The organism is Actinotignum stranguriae (assembly GCF_051265215.1).
In the GTDB taxonomy this organism is placed as follows: domain Bacteria; phylum Actinomycetota; class Actinomycetes; order Actinomycetales; family Actinomycetaceae; genus Actinotignum; species Actinotignum schaalii_C.
Genome location: NZ_JBOZCJ010000024.1, coordinates 22,264 through 37,232, shown reverse-complemented (window position 1 = coordinate 37,232; position 14,969 = coordinate 22,264). Strand labels below are relative to the sequence as shown.

General features: G+C 63.3%; 14 protein-coding genes and 1 tRNA gene. 13 read left to right on the top strand and 2 right to left on the bottom strand.

Annotated elements, in window-relative coordinates; genetic code table 11:
* Positions 1 to 98: 98 nt before the first annotated feature.
* A tRNA-Arg gene (locus ACRQEG_RS08070) sits at positions 99 to 171 on the bottom strand.
* 128 nt (positions 172 to 299) lie between these two features.
* On the opposite strand from ACRQEG_RS08070, the gene argS reads away from it, so the two are divergent.
* A complete protein-coding gene (gene argS / locus ACRQEG_RS08065; protein ID WP_274732426.1) occupies positions 300 to 1,976 on the top strand; it encodes an arginine--tRNA ligase in 1,677 nt (558 codons plus the stop codon).
* An 8-nt stretch (positions 1,977 to 1,984) separates the two neighbouring features.
* Positions 1,985 to 3,427, top strand: a complete 1,443-nt coding sequence (gene lysA / locus ACRQEG_RS08060) for a diaminopimelate decarboxylase (RefSeq protein WP_274732427.1) — start codon at positions 1,985 to 1,987, stop codon at positions 3,425 to 3,427.
* 16 nt (positions 3,428 to 3,443) lie between these two features.
* Here lysA and aroD read toward each other — a convergent pair whose 3' ends face one another.
* Positions 3,444 to 4,250 carry a type I 3-dehydroquinate dehydratase gene (gene aroD / locus ACRQEG_RS08055; RefSeq protein ID WP_274732428.1) on the bottom strand — a complete coding sequence of 269 codons (807 nt, stop codon included), beginning with the start codon at positions 4,248 to 4,250 and terminating at the stop codon, positions 3,444 to 3,446.
* Positions 4,251 to 4,574: 324 nt separating this feature from the next.
* Between aroD and ACRQEG_RS08050 the strand changes: the two genes are divergently transcribed.
* From ACRQEG_RS08050 to atpE, 11 genes are all read left to right on the top strand, one after another.
* Complete coding sequence (locus tag ACRQEG_RS08050) at positions 4,575 to 5,861, top strand: homoserine dehydrogenase (RefSeq protein ID WP_274732429.1); 1,287 nt, start codon at positions 4,575 to 4,577, stop codon at positions 5,859 to 5,861.
* Positions 5,861 to 6,745, top strand: coding sequence for a homoserine kinase (thrB, locus tag ACRQEG_RS08045; protein ID WP_435733849.1), 885 nt, complete (start codon positions 5,861 to 5,863; stop codon positions 6,743 to 6,745). Before ACRQEG_RS08050 ends, thrB begins: the two co-directional genes overlap by 1 nt.
* A gap of 98 nt (positions 6,746 to 6,843) precedes the next feature.
* A complete protein-coding gene (gene rho, locus ACRQEG_RS08040) occupies positions 6,844 to 8,811 on the top strand; it encodes a transcription termination factor Rho (RefSeq protein WP_320757389.1) in 1,968 nt (655 codons plus the stop codon).
* 195 nt (positions 8,812 to 9,006) lie between these two features.
* On the top strand, positions 9,007 to 9,219 hold the full coding sequence (gene rpmE, locus ACRQEG_RS08035) for a 50S ribosomal protein L31 (RefSeq protein ID WP_016441737.1): 213 nt from the start codon (positions 9,007 to 9,009) through the stop codon (positions 9,217 to 9,219).
* Positions 9,220 to 9,345: 126 nt separating this feature from the next.
* Positions 9,346 to 10,452, top strand: coding sequence for a peptide chain release factor 1 (gene prfA / locus ACRQEG_RS08030; protein WP_320757388.1), 1,107 nt, complete (start codon positions 9,346 to 9,348; stop codon positions 10,450 to 10,452).
* 16 nt (positions 10,453 to 10,468) lie between these two features.
* Positions 10,469 to 11,407 carry a N5-glutamine methyltransferase family protein gene (locus tag ACRQEG_RS08025; protein WP_435733848.1) on the top strand — a complete coding sequence of 313 codons (939 nt, stop codon included), beginning with the start codon at positions 10,469 to 10,471 and terminating at the stop codon, positions 11,405 to 11,407.
* Entirely contained in the window at positions 11,394 to 11,990 is a 597-nt protein-coding gene (locus tag ACRQEG_RS08020) for an L-threonylcarbamoyladenylate synthase (RefSeq protein WP_435733847.1), read from the top strand. The genes ACRQEG_RS08025 and ACRQEG_RS08020 overlap by 14 nt, the downstream gene beginning before the upstream one ends.
* 97 nt (positions 11,991 to 12,087) lie before the next feature.
* A complete protein-coding gene (locus ACRQEG_RS08015) occupies positions 12,088 to 13,272 on the top strand; it encodes a glycosyltransferase family 4 protein (protein ID WP_435733846.1) in 1,185 nt (394 codons plus the stop codon).
* The gene (locus ACRQEG_RS08010; protein ID WP_320757384.1) at positions 13,269 to 13,688 is read left to right on the top strand and encodes a hypothetical protein; all 420 of its coding nucleotides are present in this window, start codon (positions 13,269 to 13,271) and stop codon (positions 13,686 to 13,688) included. Before ACRQEG_RS08015 ends, ACRQEG_RS08010 begins: the two co-directional genes overlap by 4 nt.
* A 220-nt stretch (positions 13,689 to 13,908) precedes the next feature.
* Positions 13,909 to 14,727 carry a F0F1 ATP synthase subunit A gene (gene atpB, locus ACRQEG_RS08005; protein WP_320757383.1) on the top strand — a complete coding sequence of 273 codons (819 nt, stop codon included), beginning with the start codon at positions 13,909 to 13,911 and terminating at the stop codon, positions 14,725 to 14,727.
* A gap of 23 nt (positions 14,728 to 14,750) precedes the next feature.
* Positions 14,751 to 14,969, top strand: coding sequence for an ATP synthase F0 subunit C (gene atpE / locus ACRQEG_RS08000; protein ID WP_016441730.1), 219 nt, complete (start codon positions 14,751 to 14,753; stop codon positions 14,967 to 14,969).

Below are 14,969 nucleotides of genomic sequence, written 5' to 3'. Positions count from 1 at the left end.
CGGTCTAAACATCCGTAAAGGCCAGATCGGGAGCTAACGACACGCCGTCATTAGACCCACTTTTTGTCTATTAACCCGGCCCATCTTGATGCGATTTGTGCCCCGAACAGGATTCGAACCTGCGGCCTTTCGCTCCGGAGGCGAACGCTCTATCCCCTGAGCTATCGGGGCGCACTGCGCTACTTTACCACGTTGGTGGGCGCCAGGAAAAATACGCGGATTCTCCAACGGAGTGCCATATCGTATGTGGCTGCGGGTGGCGTGCAATTTTGTCGGGCTTAGCACGTACACTTAGATACGTGACTCCGGAAGAACTCAGTGCATGTATCGCGGCGGAAATCAGCGCCGCACGTAATGAAGGTCAGCTTCACCTCGATGGTGATATTCCCGCGGTGAAAATCGAGCGCCCGCGTTCGCGTGAGCACGGGGATTGGGCCACCAATGTGGCTATGCAGCTCGCCAAGCGCGCGGGAATGCCCCCGCGTGACCTGGCCACCCTGCTGGCCGGGCGCCTTGAGGGCGTCGCCGGTATCGCCCAGGTAGAGGTAGCCGGCCCCGGTTTTATTAATATTCGCCTCTCCGCGGGTGCGGCCGGGGAACTGGCCCGTACCATCGTGGAGCAGGCGGAACGCTACGGTTCTTCACAGGCCGGTGCCGGGACCACCGTTAATCTGGAATACGTTTCGGCAAATCCCACCGGTCCTATCCATATCGGGGGAGCGCGATGGGCTGCGGTGGGGGATACCCTCGCCCGGATTCTCAGCTTCACCGGCGCGAATGTCGTGCGCGAATACTATTTCAATGATCACGGCAACCAAATCAATCATTTCTCGGAAAGTTTGCTGGCCGCGGCGCTGGGCCGCGAAACACCGGAAGATGGCTACGGTGGAACATATATTTCCGATATTGCGCAGCAGGTTATTGACCAGGAGCTAGCTGCTGGCCATCCCGATCCGCGCACCCTCCCGGAAGTCGAAGCGCAGGAAGTGTTCCGCGCCGGGGGCGTTGAGCTCATGTTCGCGGAGATCAAGCACTCCCTGGCAGATTTCCGGGCCGAATTTGATGTGTTCTTCCACGAACAATCCCTTCACGATTCCGGAGCGGTTGCCGCAGCCATTGAAAAACTGCGCGAACGCGGTGTTATTTACGAAGAAGACAATGCGGTGTGGCTGCGCTCCACCGATTTCGGTGATGATAAGGATCGCGTTATCGTCAAATCGGATGGGGAAACCGCCTACTTCGCCGGTGATATCGCCTACTACCTCGATAAGCGGGACCGCGGGGCAGATCATGCCGTCTATATGCTCGGCGCGGATCATCACGGCTATATCGGGCGCATGTATGCCATGGCCCGCGCGTTCGGGGATACCGCCGGTAAGGGCGGCAATATGGAAATCCTCATCGGCCAGTTGGTCAACCTCAAGCGTGATGGCGTTCCGGTGCGCATGTCCAAACGCGCGGGCACCGTGGTGACCCTGGAAGACCTCGTGGATGCCGTGGGCGTGGATGCGGCACGCTATTCGCTGGTACGGGCCTCGGTGGATACCACCCTGGACCTGGATCTCAATGTTCTCGCTTCGCACACCAATGACAACCCGGTCTACTACGTGCAATACGCGCACGCCCGCACAGCTAATGTGGCCCGTAATGCGGCCGAACACGGGGTGCGGCGCGCGGATGCTTTCACCCCGGAACTGCTGGAGCAGGCCGATTCTGATCTGATCGGGCAGCTCGCCCGTTTCCCGGAAGTGGTTTCCCTGGCCGCGGCCAATCGCGAACCGCATCGGGTGGCCCGCTACCTGGAAGAGCTCGCGGGTGCCTACCACACCTGGTACGGCAAGGCTCGGGTCACCCCGCGCGCGGATGAGGAAGTCAGCGATCTGCATCGCACCCGCCTGTGGGTTAATGATGCGACCCGTCAGGTTCTCGCTAACGGGCTGCATCTGCTCGGGGTCAGCGCCCCGGAGAAAATGTGAGCGCCGCGGTGAGTGCTCTCGAGCAGCTACCCGCGCCCGTCCCGGATGGCTCGGCTACCGGGCTGTGGTCTACCACGGTGCGCCGCGTTCCTGGCGATCTTGAGGTGGGCGGCTGCTCGGTAAGTAAGCTGGCCGCGCAATTCGGCACCCCGCTCTACATCCTGGACGAAGCTGATGCTCGCGCGCGGGCTGCCGCCTGGGTGAGTGCCATGCGCGAGGCTTTTGCGGAGTTGGCAGGAGCGGATGTCTACTACGCCTGCAAGGCTTTTGCCAGCGTGGGCGTGGCCAGGTGGATGCTGGAGGAAGGTCTCCACCTGGATACCTGCTCCGAAGGTGAGTTGCGCATCGCCCTGGCGGCCGGAGCACGCGGGGAACAGCTCGGATTGCACGGAAATAATAAATCCGCGGCGGAAATTGAGCTGGCACTGGACCACGAGGTTGCTCACCTCGTGGTTGATTCTCTGGCCGAAGTGGAGATGGTGGCGGCCGCAGCTGCGCGGCGCGGGCAGGTAGCTGCCGTCGTGGTGCGGGTAACTTCCGGTATTCACGCGGGCGGCCACGATTTCATTGCTACCGCTCATGAGGACCAAAAATTCGGGTTGTCTCTTGCCGGTGGCGCCGCCTGGGAGGCTATTGGGCGTATTAGCGCCAATCCGTGGCTGCGCCTGGTGGGATTGCATTCGCATATCGGTTCCCAAATCGTGGCGACGGATGCTTTTGTGGCGGCGGCACGCGCCATCCTTGACCTGCGGGCTCGGGTGGCAGGTGAGCTGGGAACCGTTATCCCTGAAATAGATCTGGGGGGCGGCTACGGGGTGCGTTATACCGGTGCGGATCCGATTCCGCCCTCCCCGCGCGACTTCGCCGCCGTGCTCGCCGCGGAAGTGGCTCGGCACAGCGCCCAGAGTGGCATTCCCGCCCCGCGGGTATCCGTGGAACCGGGCCGTTCGATTATTGCCCCGGCCGGTATGACGCTCTACACCGTGGGAACCATCAAGGATGTCCACGTGGATGCCACCCGCACCCGCACCTATGTGTCGGTAGACGGGGGAATGTCCGATAATATCCGCCCCGCACTCTACGGTGCGGATTACACCGCGGCGCTCGTGGACCGCGCTCCTACCGCCCCGGGAGAGCCCGGATATTCGCGCGTATGCCGCGTGGTCGGTAAGCATTGCGAATCGGGCGATATTGTGGTGCGCGCCGTCGCCCTTCCGGAGGATATTCACGCTGGTGACCTGCTTGTCACGCCGGCCACCGGCGCCTACGGGCGGGTCATGGCCTCCCATTACAATATACTTCCCAGCCCGGGAGTTATTGCCGTGCGCGATGGCCGGGCCCGTTGGCTTATTCACCGGGAGACCGTGGCCGATCTCTTCGCGCTGGACGCGGATTATCCGGCCGCGGATTCCCCAGCGGCGGATTCTCCGGCCATCGCTGCTGACAACTAGCCCTCCGGAAACATCGTTATCCCTCCGGAAGAACCGCCTCGCTCACCTGCGCGGGCTTTTCCCAGGTATCCGGGGCGCTGCTCCAGGCCGAAATAGCGTCCACGACCGGGCGCAGCTCATGCACGGCAATCTGCCCGGCCGCCGTGGTATGCCCGGCCTGGCCCCAGGTGCCCGCGGAGCCGAAAATCGCGGAGGTAATGCGGCTCATGGTGCCCAAGGCCCCCATGGCGATGGTGATGAGCGGAACGTGCAGCTCCTGGCTGGCCCGATAGGTTGCATTGAGCACCGTCACCACATCGCCCGGATGTGCGGGCGTCACCGCTATTTTCGCGATGGAGGCCCCGTGTACCTGCAAGAGCCGCAAGCGGTTAACGATTTCATCTTCGGGCGGAGTGGAACGAAAATCATGGTAGGACCCGATCACCGGAATTTGGGCCCGCGCCGCTTCCTGAATAATGCGCTCGGTCCAAGCCCCGGTGCGGAAAAGCTCCGCGTCCACCGCATCCACCAGCCCGGATTGGATAAGGCGGATCACCAAAGGCCCGTAATCATCGGGCATAATCGCTTTCTGACCGCCCTCCGCCGCGGAGCGGAAAGTGCCCAGAATCGGCAGGTTAGTGGCCTGGCGCAAGAGGGTTCCCACCTCGGTGAGGGTGGAAAGATCCTCGAGGAAATCCACGCGCCATTCCAGGACGTCAATGTCCTGTGCGGGAAGCTTCGCTACCTGTGCCCGTAGCTCGTCACCATTGGCGGGCGTTATGGACACGAGGATTTTCGTCGGCCCGGAGCCGAAGGTGACGTCCTTGATTTTCACAGTGGGCATCGCGCACCTCGCTTTCTCTTCGTGCATCATTCGATGCATTTTCCATGGGGATATTGTACCCATCCGCGTGGTGAGCGCCACACCCGCGTATGGCCGCGCGTGGAGCTCATACACTCGCGTGCGCCCGCACGCGGAGCTCATCCACCCACAGCGGGCGGGCCGACAGCGCGCACCGGCTCCACCTTCGCTAGGCTAGGACACGCGAGGACAGATGAGGGGCCGGCGCATCGCCCGGACCGAGCCGGTATCCGCACGGACCAAGCCGGTATCCGCGCAGGCCGAGCCGGCATCCGCGCGGCGCGTTCGTCAAGATAAGGAGTAGGCGTGAAGGAAGTCAAGGTTGCCCTGCTGGGGGCGGGAACGGTAGGAAGCGCCGTCGTCCGCCTGCTGCAAGCCAATGCGGAAGAATTTAACCTGCGAGCCGGGGCGCGCCTGCGCGTGATCGGAATTGCGGTGCGCAACCTGGAGGCCCCGCGCGATCCGGCCATTGATCGCACGCTGCTCACAACCGATGCCCACGCCATTATTGCCCAGGCGGATATTGTTATTGAACTCATGGGCGGCATCGAACCGGCGCGCGAATATATTTTGGCCGCTTTTGCCGCCGGTGCCTCGGTGGTCACCGGAAATAAGGCGCTGCTGGCCGAACACGGTCCAGAATTGTACGACGCCGCGGCGCGTGCCGGCGTCGACCTCTATTACGAAGCCGCGGTGGGCGGGGCCGTCCCGGTGGTTTACGGGCTGCGCGAATCCCTCGCCGGGGACCGCGTTACCCATATCCTCGGAATCGTCAACGGCACCACCAATTACATCCTTGACGAAATGACCACCAACGGGGAAAGTTTCGATGCCGCGGTGAAGAAGGCGCAGGAGCTCGGCTACGCCGAAGCTGATCCGAGCGCCGATGTGGACGGGTACGACGCCGCGGCGAAATGCGCCATCCTGGCTTCTCTCGCTTTCCACACCCGCGTCCAGCTTTCGGATGTGCACACCCACGGAATCCGCGATATCACCCCGGATATGATTGCCTCGGCCGGGCGTGGCGGCTACGTGGTCAAGCTGGTGGCCTCCGCCAAGCGGCGCGCGGACGGCATTGAATTGTACGTGGGCCCCACCCTCATTCCCGCCCAGCATCCGCTCGCTACCGTACACGGCGCCTATAACGCCATTGTGGTGGAGGGCGAAGCCGCGGATCGGCTCATGTTCTACGGGCCGGGTGCCGGCGGGAACCCCACCGCCACCGCGGTGCTTTCCGATCTGGTGGCCGCCGCGCATCACCGCGTGCACGGTGGGCTGGCTCCGCGCGAACTGGCGTACGGCGAGCTGCCGATTCTGCCCCCTTCCCAGGCGCGTTCGCGCTTCCAGTTGAGCATGGACGTGGCCGATCACGTGGGTGTTCTCAGCGAAGTTACCGGGACTTTTGCCCGCCATAATGTTTCCATTAGCGGGGTGAGCCAAGAATCGCCCACCGCGGATCACCTGTGCCGCCTCACGGTTACCACCCACGAAGCCCTCCAAGCCGATGTGGAAGCAACCATTGCGGATCTCTCCGCCGCCGCGGGTCTGGCAACCGTACGCACCGCGAGCTTCGTGCGGGTGGAGGTGGCCTAATGCGTATCGCCACCTCCGAAGCGCGGGTGCGGGTCCCGGCGACCTCCGGCAATCTCGGTCCCGGCTTCGACTGCATGGGCATGGCGCATAACCTCTGGGACGAGGTGAGCGTGCGCCTCACCACCGGCGCTACCCGGGTGAGTATCGAAGGGGAAGGCGCGGATGTTCTTCCCACCGGTGAAGATCACCTCATCGTACGGGCTCTGCGCCGCGGTTTTGAGGCGGCGGCCCTGCCCGGCGTCGGTTTTGAACTGCACTGCGTTAACGCAATTCCGCAGGGGCGCGGCCTCGGTTCTTCCGCGGCGGCCGTGGTGGCCGGCTTACTGTTAGTGCGCGGCCTGGTAGATCGCCCCGATATATTCGACGACGGCGTGCTCCTCTCCCTCGCCACCGAATTTGAAGGGCACCCCGATAATGCCGCACCGGCGATTTTCGGGGGCGCCGTCGTTACATGGATGGAAGGAACGCAGGCCCGGGCGGCGCGTATCCCCACCGCGGTGGACACCACCCTCCTTATTCCCGGTGAACAGCTCCTGACCGAAAAGGCGCGGGCCGCGTTGCCGGATACCGTTCCGCACGCAGATGCCGCTTTTAATGCGTCGCGCACCGCCATGCTCACCCTTGCCCTGGAGCACTACCCCGATTTGCTGTGGCAGGCCACCGAGGATCGCCTCCACCAGGACTATCGCGCCGGGGCGATGCCGGCCTCCGCGGACGCGGTGCGGGCACTGCGCGCGGCCGGGTTCCCGGCCGTTATTTCCGGTGCGGGCCCATCCGTGCTAGTATTTTCACGCCTTGACGCTGACACAGTTTCTATGATGCAGCGGCGTGGATTTACGGTGAATACCGCTGGAATGTCCACACAGGGCGCCTATCTGGTGTAGACTAAGGTCTAACCGACGTTCTTATACCGGTTATTTCCCACGTACTTGAAATTGTCATAAGTGCGTTAACAACCCCTGAATTCCGAGGAAGGAACCTCGTGACGGAAACCCCAACATCAGGCGCAATCTCAACGATGCGGGTGCCGCAGCTGCGCGCGCTCGCCGAAGAACTCGGCCTGGACATTGACCCGAAAGCTAAGAAGGCGGACCTGCTCGCGGCCATTCGCGAAGTTCGCCCCGCGCGCCGCGGGCGGCCCCGTAAGGAAGATAGCCTCGCCAATATCACGAAGCCGCGCGAAAAGTCCGCTGCCGCCACCACGGCCAAGACCGCAGCGAAGAAAGAAAGCGAAGCGGTTGCTACCGAAGCCGCGGAAGCTGCCGCTCCGACTCGGAAAACACGAACTGTCACCCGCGCAGCGGTATCGGCACCCAGTGCGGAAAGTGCCCCGGTAGCAGCTCCCAGCCGTGAAGAACGGGAAGATCGTGAGGAGCGTAAGGTGCGGCGCCGGGTGCGCCGGGATCATCGCGAACCGGTTCATATCGATCTGCCCGAACCGAAGCAGGAAGCCGGCCAGGCCGCGCGTCGCTCCGATTCCCTCAGCGATGAAAATACCCTCGCGGTTCTGGATGCCATTGGCGATGCCGCGGAACGCCGCGCCGGTGACCACCATGACACCACCTCGGAGCGCCGCCGCCGTAAGCGCAACCGGCGCGGTGAAGAACACGACGAGGCCCGCCGCTCTCGGCGCACCGCGGAACGCACCGAACGTACTGATCGCACGGATCACGAGGCGGAGGAATCCGCGCCGGCTTCGAAGCCCGAACGTGAGGAACGCCAGGAGATTCCGGCCGGCAAGCGCCAGGCGGAGGATACCCTCGTTCCCGTTGCCGGCATTGTGGACGCCCAGGGTAACCAGATGGTGCTGCGCACCGGCGGCTACCTGCCCGGCCCCAATGACGCGCAGATTTCCACCGCGCTGGTGCGCCAGTACGGTCTGCGCCGCGGGGATGCTGTGGTGGGCGCTATCCGCCAGCACGATGAGGATAATTCCTCGCATAATAACCGTAATAACAAGCGTAATCCGCGTCGTCGTTACAATAATCAGAACAATAACCGTTCCGGTAATCAGCTTGTCCAGGTAGATACTATTAACTCCCTGCCCGCAGCCGAAGCAGCGCGCCGCCCGGACTTCAATAAACTCACCCCGGTCTACCCGGATGAGATTTTACGTCTGGAAACCGAACGCAAGGGCCTGTCCACCCGCGCTATCGATCTGGTTGCTCCTATTGGTAAGGGCCAGCGCGGCCTCATTGTTTCCCCGCCGAAGGCCGGGAAGACCATGATTATGCAGCAGATCGCCAAGGCGATTGCCGCTAATGATCCCGAGGTTCATATCATGGTGGTCCTCGTGGATGAACGCCCCGAAGAAGTGACGGATATGCGCCGCATCGTCAAGGGTGAAGTGATTGCTTCCACCTTCGACCGCCCGGCTTCGGATCACACCATCGTCTCCGAACTCGCTATCGAGCGCGCCAAGCGCCTGGTGGAACTCGGTCAGGATGTGGTGGTGCTCCTCGATTCCCTCACTCGCCTTTCGCGTGCCTACAACCTCGCGGCCCCGGCATCGGGGCGCATCCTCTCCGGTGGTGTGGATGCCGCGGCGCTCTACCCGCCCAAGAAGTTCTTCGGTGCGGCGCGCAATATCGAAAATGGCGGTTCGCTCACGATTATCGCCTCCGCGCTGGTGGAAACCGGTTCGAAGATGGACGAAGTTATTTTCGAAGAGTTCAAGGGCACCGGCAATATGGAGCTGCGCCTCTCGCGCCAGCTCGCGGACCGGCGTATCTTCCCGGCGATCGATATCAACGCCTCGGGTACCCGCCGCGAAGAAATGCTTTACAAGCCCGAAGAACTCAAGGTCATTTGGCAGCTGCGCCGGGCCCTGGGCACTCTCGGGGTGGATGAAGCGGCGGACTTCGTGCTCAAGCGGATGCGGAATACCGAAAATAACGCGGAATTCCTCGTGTCGATTATGCGTTCCATGCAAGGATCGCGCGGCGAGTAAGCCGAATAAAACACGGCGGGAGGAACCGGCCGGGGGTCGGGTACCGAGCGCGCGCAGCACGTAGTGATGTGATACGCGCACGGTACCTTGTCTCGGCCGGGCCGCCCGTGCCATAATTTTCTGTCGGCTCCCGGTTCACCGTGATGCGGAGAACCGTGCTCGGACCCGGGAGCAGCTACGAACCAAGGAGAGATAATGAAGCAGGGAATCCATCCCGATTACCACGAGGTCTCCGTGACCTGCACCTGCGGTAATGAGTTCACCACCCGTTCCACCTACAACGGTGACCACATGCGCGTGGAAGTGTGCAATAACTGCCACCCGTTCTACACCGGCAAGCAGAAGATCCTGGATACCGGTGGGCGTGTGGCTCGCTTCGAGGCACGCTACGGCAAGCGCAAGAAGTAAGCGCCACGGAAAGGAGCGTCACCGCAAGGGCGCTCCTTTTCTTTTTTTGCACTATTGTCGGTAGAGCTGCCACAGTCCCGTGGCGGTAGGGCACGCGCGGGGTGCGCGTGAAGAAAGGTCCTCGTTATGGCTGATACACGTCGTGAGGTTGCCGAGCACCATCTCGCTGAATTTGAAAAAATCGAAGCGGATATGGCTAGCCCGGAGGTTCTCTCCTCCCCGGATAAATTGCGTTCACTCGGGCGGCGCTACGCCGAACTCGGGCGGGTGGTACGCGTGTACCGGCGTTTCCTCCAGGCCGAACAGGACCTCACCGAAGCCCGGGAGATTATCTCCCAGGGTGGGGAAGATGCTGAACTCTTCCGCCCCGAACTTCCCGGAATGGAAGAACGCTACGAGGCAGCCTCCCAGGAACTCACGGAAGTCCTTATCCCCCGCGATGAAGACGATGCCCGCGATGTCATTATGGAAATCAAAGGCGGCGCCGGCGGGGAAGAATCCGCCCTCTTCGCCGGGGATCTGGCCCGCATGTACGAACGTTACGCCACCTCCAAGGGCTGGACTTGGGAAGTGCTGGGTGCCAACCAAACCGAGCTGGGTGGCTACAAGGACCTCGAGGTCGCCATTCGTTCCCGCGGGCAGCTCGAGGATCCTTCCGAAGGCGTATGGGCCCACCTCAAGTACGAGGGCGGGGTTCACCGGGTGCAGCGCGTACCCGTGACCGAATCCCAGGGGCGCATTCAGACCTCCACCGCAGGGGTGCTTGTTTTCGCGGAGGTAGATGACCCGGGTGAAGTCGAAATCGCCGCCAATGACCTGCGCATTGACGTGTACCGGTCCTCAGGGCCGGGTGGGCAGTCTGTGAATACCACCGATTCGGCGGTGCGTATCACCCACCTTCCCACCGGGATTGTGGTTTCCATGCAGGATGAAAAATCGCAGATCCAAAATCGCGAATCTGCGATGCGGGTGCTGCGCGCGCGGTTGCGCCAGCTCCAGCTGGATCAGCAGGCCGCTGAAAACGCGGAATTGCGTCATTCCCAGGTGCGTACCCTGGACCGTTCCGAGCGCATCCGCACCTATAATTTCCCGGAAAATCGTATTTCCGATCATCGCACTGGCTACAAGGCCCATAATCTCGACGCAGTCCTCGATGGGGATCTGGATGCCGTTATTGACTCGGCCCGGATTATGGATGAAGCGGCTCGCATGGAAGCCGCGGAAGAAAAGTAGAGAGTAGCCGAGCGCTATGACCACCTGGGCGGAATTGCTGGCAGGTGCCACCGCGCAGCTCACCGCGGCCGGGGTGGATTCGCCGGCCGCCGATGCCCGCTGGTTGGCCGAAGCGGCAGCGGGGGAACGCCCCTATCCGCGCGATACCCCGCCTCCCGCCCAGCGTGAGCTTTTTGCAAGCTACCTGGCCCGTCGCACCGCGCGCGAGCCGCTGCAGCATATTACCGGGCGGATGTATTTCCGCTACCTCGAGCTGGTTTCCACGCCCGATGCGCTGATTGTGCGCCCGGAAACTGAGATCGTCGCCGAACGCGCTATCGAGCACGTGCGTGCCTGCGTGGCCGTGCAGACCCGCGGGAACGCCGCGTCTCTCAGGAACGGCGCTTCCATTATGGAGAACGACGACGCAGCGGCGGCGCGCCCCCGCGCCGCCGACAAAGCCGCAGGCCCCCTCGTTGTCGATCTGGGTACCGGCAGCGGGGCCATTGCCCTGAGTATCGCTACCGAAGTCCCCGCCGCCCGGGTGATCGGCGTCGACGCAGATCCCCAGGCTCTGCAACTCGCTGCCACCAATAATGCCCGCTACGGTTCGCCCGTCACTTTTCTCCACCACGATGTAGCCGAGCCGCTCCCGGAACTGGACCACGCGGTGAGCGTCGTCGTCGCCAATCCTCCCTATATCCCACCCGATACGCCGGTGAGCGCGGAAGTGCGTGCCGATCCGGCGCGGGCCCTGTGGGGCGGGGGAGCGGAGGGTCTGGACCTGCCCAAGCTTTTCGTGGAGCGCGCGGCGCAGCTGCTGCGGGGCGGGGGTATCCTCGTTCTCGAACACGCGGAGACGCAAAGCGCGGCCCTGCGCGAATATGCCCGCAGCCTCGGTTTCACCCGGGCCGCAACCGGCCGGGACCTGGCCGGGCGGGAACGTTTTTTGGAGGCAGAATATGGACACATGTGATGCCGCGGTAGCCGCCCTCGCGCGCGGCGAGCTCGTGGTGCTCCCCACCGATACCGTGTACGGCCTGGGCGCGGATGCTTTTTCGCGCGCGGCCGTGACCCGGCTCCTCACCGCAAAGGGCCGCGGGCGCGATAAGCCCTCCCCGGTTCTTGTTGCCTCGATGGACGACGCCGCCCGCCTGACTTCCAGTATCCCGGTCGGCGCTCGCGCGCTTGCCGAGGCGTACTGGCCCGGGGCTCTCACCCTCATCCTCCCCGCGAATGAAAGCATCGGCTGGGACCTGGGCGAAACCCACGGCACCGTGGCCCTGCGCATGCCCGACCACCCGCTCGCCCTGGAGCTGCTGCGCCGCACCGGGCCGCTGGCTGTTTCCTCCGCGAATCTCACCGAGCACGCCCCGGCGCGCACCGCCGCGCAGGCCCGCGAGCAGCTCGGCGAGAAAGTCGCGGTGTACCTGGACGGGGGCACCGCACCGGGCGGGGTGCCCTCCACGATTGTGAGTTTTACGGGCGAGCGCGCCCAGATCCTGCGCCACGGTGCGATTTCGGACGAGGATATTGCCGCGGTGGTGCCGCTGGGCTGAAGCGGATCGGCAGCGCCGTGCTGAAGCGAGGGCCGGGCCGGCTAGACTGAACGGCAGCGGCCAACCGCAACTCGCGGCGGCAAGGTAAGGAGAGGGCATGCGCGTCTACCTGCTCATGATGGTGCTCAGCTGCGCCATCACCTACTTCCTGGTCCCCGCGATTCTGCGGCTGGCGCTGCGGGTAGGGGCGATGACGCAGGTACGCGAACGCGATATCCACACCGTTCCCATCCCGCGCCTAGGTGGGGTGGCCATGTTCCTCGGGTTCTCGGCCTCCTTCGCTATCGCCTCTCAGATCCCCTACCTGCACCGGGTGCTCGGCCCCGCCTCCCAAGCCTGGGCGATCTGGCTGGGTGCCGGGCTCATGTGCCTGGTGGGTGCCATCGACGATATCTGGGAACTGGATTGGATGACGAAACTGGCCGGCGAAGTGCTGGCCGCCGGAGTGATGGCCTGGCAGGGTGTCCAATTCGTGACGCTGCCCTTTATGGGCCTGACCGTGGGCTCCACCCGCCTCTCCATTTTCTTCACCATCCTCATGGTGGTCATCACGGTCAATGCCGTGAATTTCATGGACGGCCTGGACGGGCTGGCCGCCGGGATCGTGGGCATCGCCTCCCTGGCGTTCTTTATTTATTCCTATATTCTCACCCGCAATGCCACCCCGGGCGATTACACCTCGGTGGCCTGCGCGGCCGCGGCCGCCACGGTGGGGATGTGCGCGGGTATCCTGCCGCATAATTTCCACCCCGCCCGTATCTTTATGGGCGATTCGGGGGCGCTCATGCTCGGCATGGTGCTGGCCGCCTCCGCCATCCAGGTCACCGGGCAGATCGACCCGCAATCCACCTCCCTCGGTTACGCGCTTCCCGCGTATTTGCCGCTGCTGCTGGCCCTCGCCGTGGTGGTGCTGCCGCTCTCCGATTTCATCTGGGCTGTCACCCGCCGCCTCGCCCGCGGGCAATCCCCCTTCCACGCCGACGCCGGCCACCTCCACCACCGCCTGCTGCGCCTGGGCCATTCCCATACCGGCACCGTGCTCATCCTCTACCTATGGACGGCCATTTTTTCCTTCACCTGCATTCTGCTGATTGTGCTTCCGGCCCGGCACGTCGCCCTCATTGGGGCGGCCGGCGTGGTGCTCGGTTGCGTGGTCACCTTCGGGATGTTCGGGCGACGGCGCAGCTCGGCCACGCGCGGGGAGCGCATTCCGGAGGAGAATGCCGGAGATGCGCCCATTTCCGAAGTGGAGCCGGTGCGGGAAGCGGAGGAGGCATCATGAGAGCCCAATCCGGGTGGCGAGCTGCCCCGAGCGGAGGCGCCGGGCGATTGCTGCGCCGTGCCCAGCTGAGCGCAACACTCGGTTGCGTCGTCGTCGGAATAATCGGGGTGGCAGGGTGCCTGCTTGCCGGCCAGGGCGAGCACGCCTGCGCCGTGGGCTGGGCCACCCTTATTGCGCTGATACTCCAGGCGGTCACCTGGGCTAGTGCGGGCTACCTGCCCGGCGGGGCCGGATGGGCCCTGGGCGGCTACGCGGTCAAACTCGCGGTGGTCTTCGGGGGACTCGGGGCAATGCGAGCCCTCACGAGCGCGCCGGTGGGAACCGCGGCGCTGGCACTTGCCGGGCTCATTATCTGCGTGCTCGCGCTGCAATCCTGGGTGGTGCTGCGCGCCGATCTGCGCGCAGCCGCACCGTGAGTCCGGTTCACCTGGGGCGGTGCCGCGCGTACGCTTTCGGGACCAGGGCGCTAAGTCCTAGCTGTGCAGAGGCGGCAAGAGTAACGTAGACCACTGTTCACGGCGGCGAAGTTCAAGGCCGTGCGGTGATGACAATTGTGATTTCCACGCTAAGATAAGTTAGCAGTGCCGTTCAGGCGGGGTTCCCGCCGCGGAAAGATTCGATGGAGAGGGTGAGCGCATGGCAGTCGGTTCGTTCGCGAATCTGAGCATGCTCGGCCTGCCGATGGAGAACGACGGGTTCCACGCCCCGGGAGTTGAGGAATTCTTCCCCGCCCCCATCTTCTTCGCCGGCACGCCATTTGAGATGAATCGCGTGATGGTGATTCGTCTTCTTGCGGCTTTAGTTCTTCTGGTTTTCTGCGTTATCTACGCCAAGCGCGCCAAGCTCATTCCGGGCCGCGCGCAGGCCGCGTTGGAATCCTTGCTGGACTTCTCGCGGGTGCAGATCGGTGAAGAAATTCTTGAAGGGCAGGCACGGAAGTACCAGCCCCTGCTCGCTACCATTTTCCTCGGTACTCTCTTTATGAACCTGACCGGCGTCATCCCGGGCTTGCAGCTCGCGGGTACGTCGGTTATTGGTATGCCGCTCATTTACGCCGTGGTGGCGTACGTGGCCTTCATTATTGCGGGTATGAAAGAACGCGGGGCGGGTACCTTCTTCAAGGAACAGCTCTTCCCGCCCGGGGTGCCCTGGCCGATTTACATCATCATGACGCCCATTGAGTTGCTCTCTACTTTCATCATTCGGCCCGTCACACTGACGGTTCGTCTGTTGGCCAATATGCTTTCCGGGCACATGTTGCTCGTGCTTTGCTTCCTGGGTACCCACGCGCTCTACTTCTCCATGGGCGGGGGCCTCGGCATTGGCCTGGGTACGGTTACTCTGGTGGCCGGTATCCTCTTCACCGTCTTTGAACTTTTCGTGGCGTGCCTGCAGGCGTATATCTTCGCCCTGCTCACCGCCGCGTATATCCAACTTTCTATTTCCGCCCACTAAAACAACAAGAAAAGGACAATCCCATGACTGGATCTGCAGCAGTTCTCGCGACCATCGGTTACGGTCTCGCGGCCATCGGCCCCGGCATCGGCGTCGGCCTCATTGGTGCGAAGAACCAGGAAGCTACCGCACGCCAGCCCGAGATCCGTGGCTACCTGCGTGTCAATATGTTCCTGTCCATCGCCTTTACCGAAGCACTCGGCCTGATCGGCTTCGCCGCGGGCTTCGTGTTCGGAGCTTAA

Coding starts and splice junctions, on each gene's coding strand:
- aroD (WP_274732428.1), bottom strand. CDS start 4,250: ATGCCCACTGTGAAAATCAAGGACGTCACCTTCGGCTCCGGGCCGACG.
- thrB (WP_435733849.1), top strand. CDS start 5,861: ATGCGTATCGCCACCTCCGAAGCGCGGGTGCGGGTCCCGGCGACCTCC.
- rpmE (WP_016441737.1), top strand. CDS start 9,007: ATGAAGCAGGGAATCCATCCCGATTACCACGAGGTCTCCGTGACCTGC.
- prfA (WP_320757388.1), top strand. CDS start 9,346: ATGGCTGATACACGTCGTGAGGTTGCCGAGCACCATCTCGCTGAATTT.
- ACRQEG_RS08025 (WP_435733848.1), top strand. CDS start 10,469: ATGACCACCTGGGCGGAATTGCTGGCAGGTGCCACCGCGCAGCTCACC.
- ACRQEG_RS08020 (WP_435733847.1), top strand. CDS start 11,394: ATGGACACATGTGATGCCGCGGTAGCCGCCCTCGCGCGCGGCGAGCTC.
- ACRQEG_RS08015 (WP_435733846.1), top strand. CDS start 12,088: ATGCGCGTCTACCTGCTCATGATGGTGCTCAGCTGCGCCATCACCTAC.
- ACRQEG_RS08010 (WP_320757384.1), top strand. CDS start 13,269: ATGAGAGCCCAATCCGGGTGGCGAGCTGCCCCGAGCGGAGGCGCCGGG.
- atpB (WP_320757383.1), top strand. CDS start 13,909: ATGGCAGTCGGTTCGTTCGCGAATCTGAGCATGCTCGGCCTGCCGATG.
- atpE (WP_016441730.1), top strand. CDS start 14,751: ATGACTGGATCTGCAGCAGTTCTCGCGACCATCGGTTACGGTCTCGCG.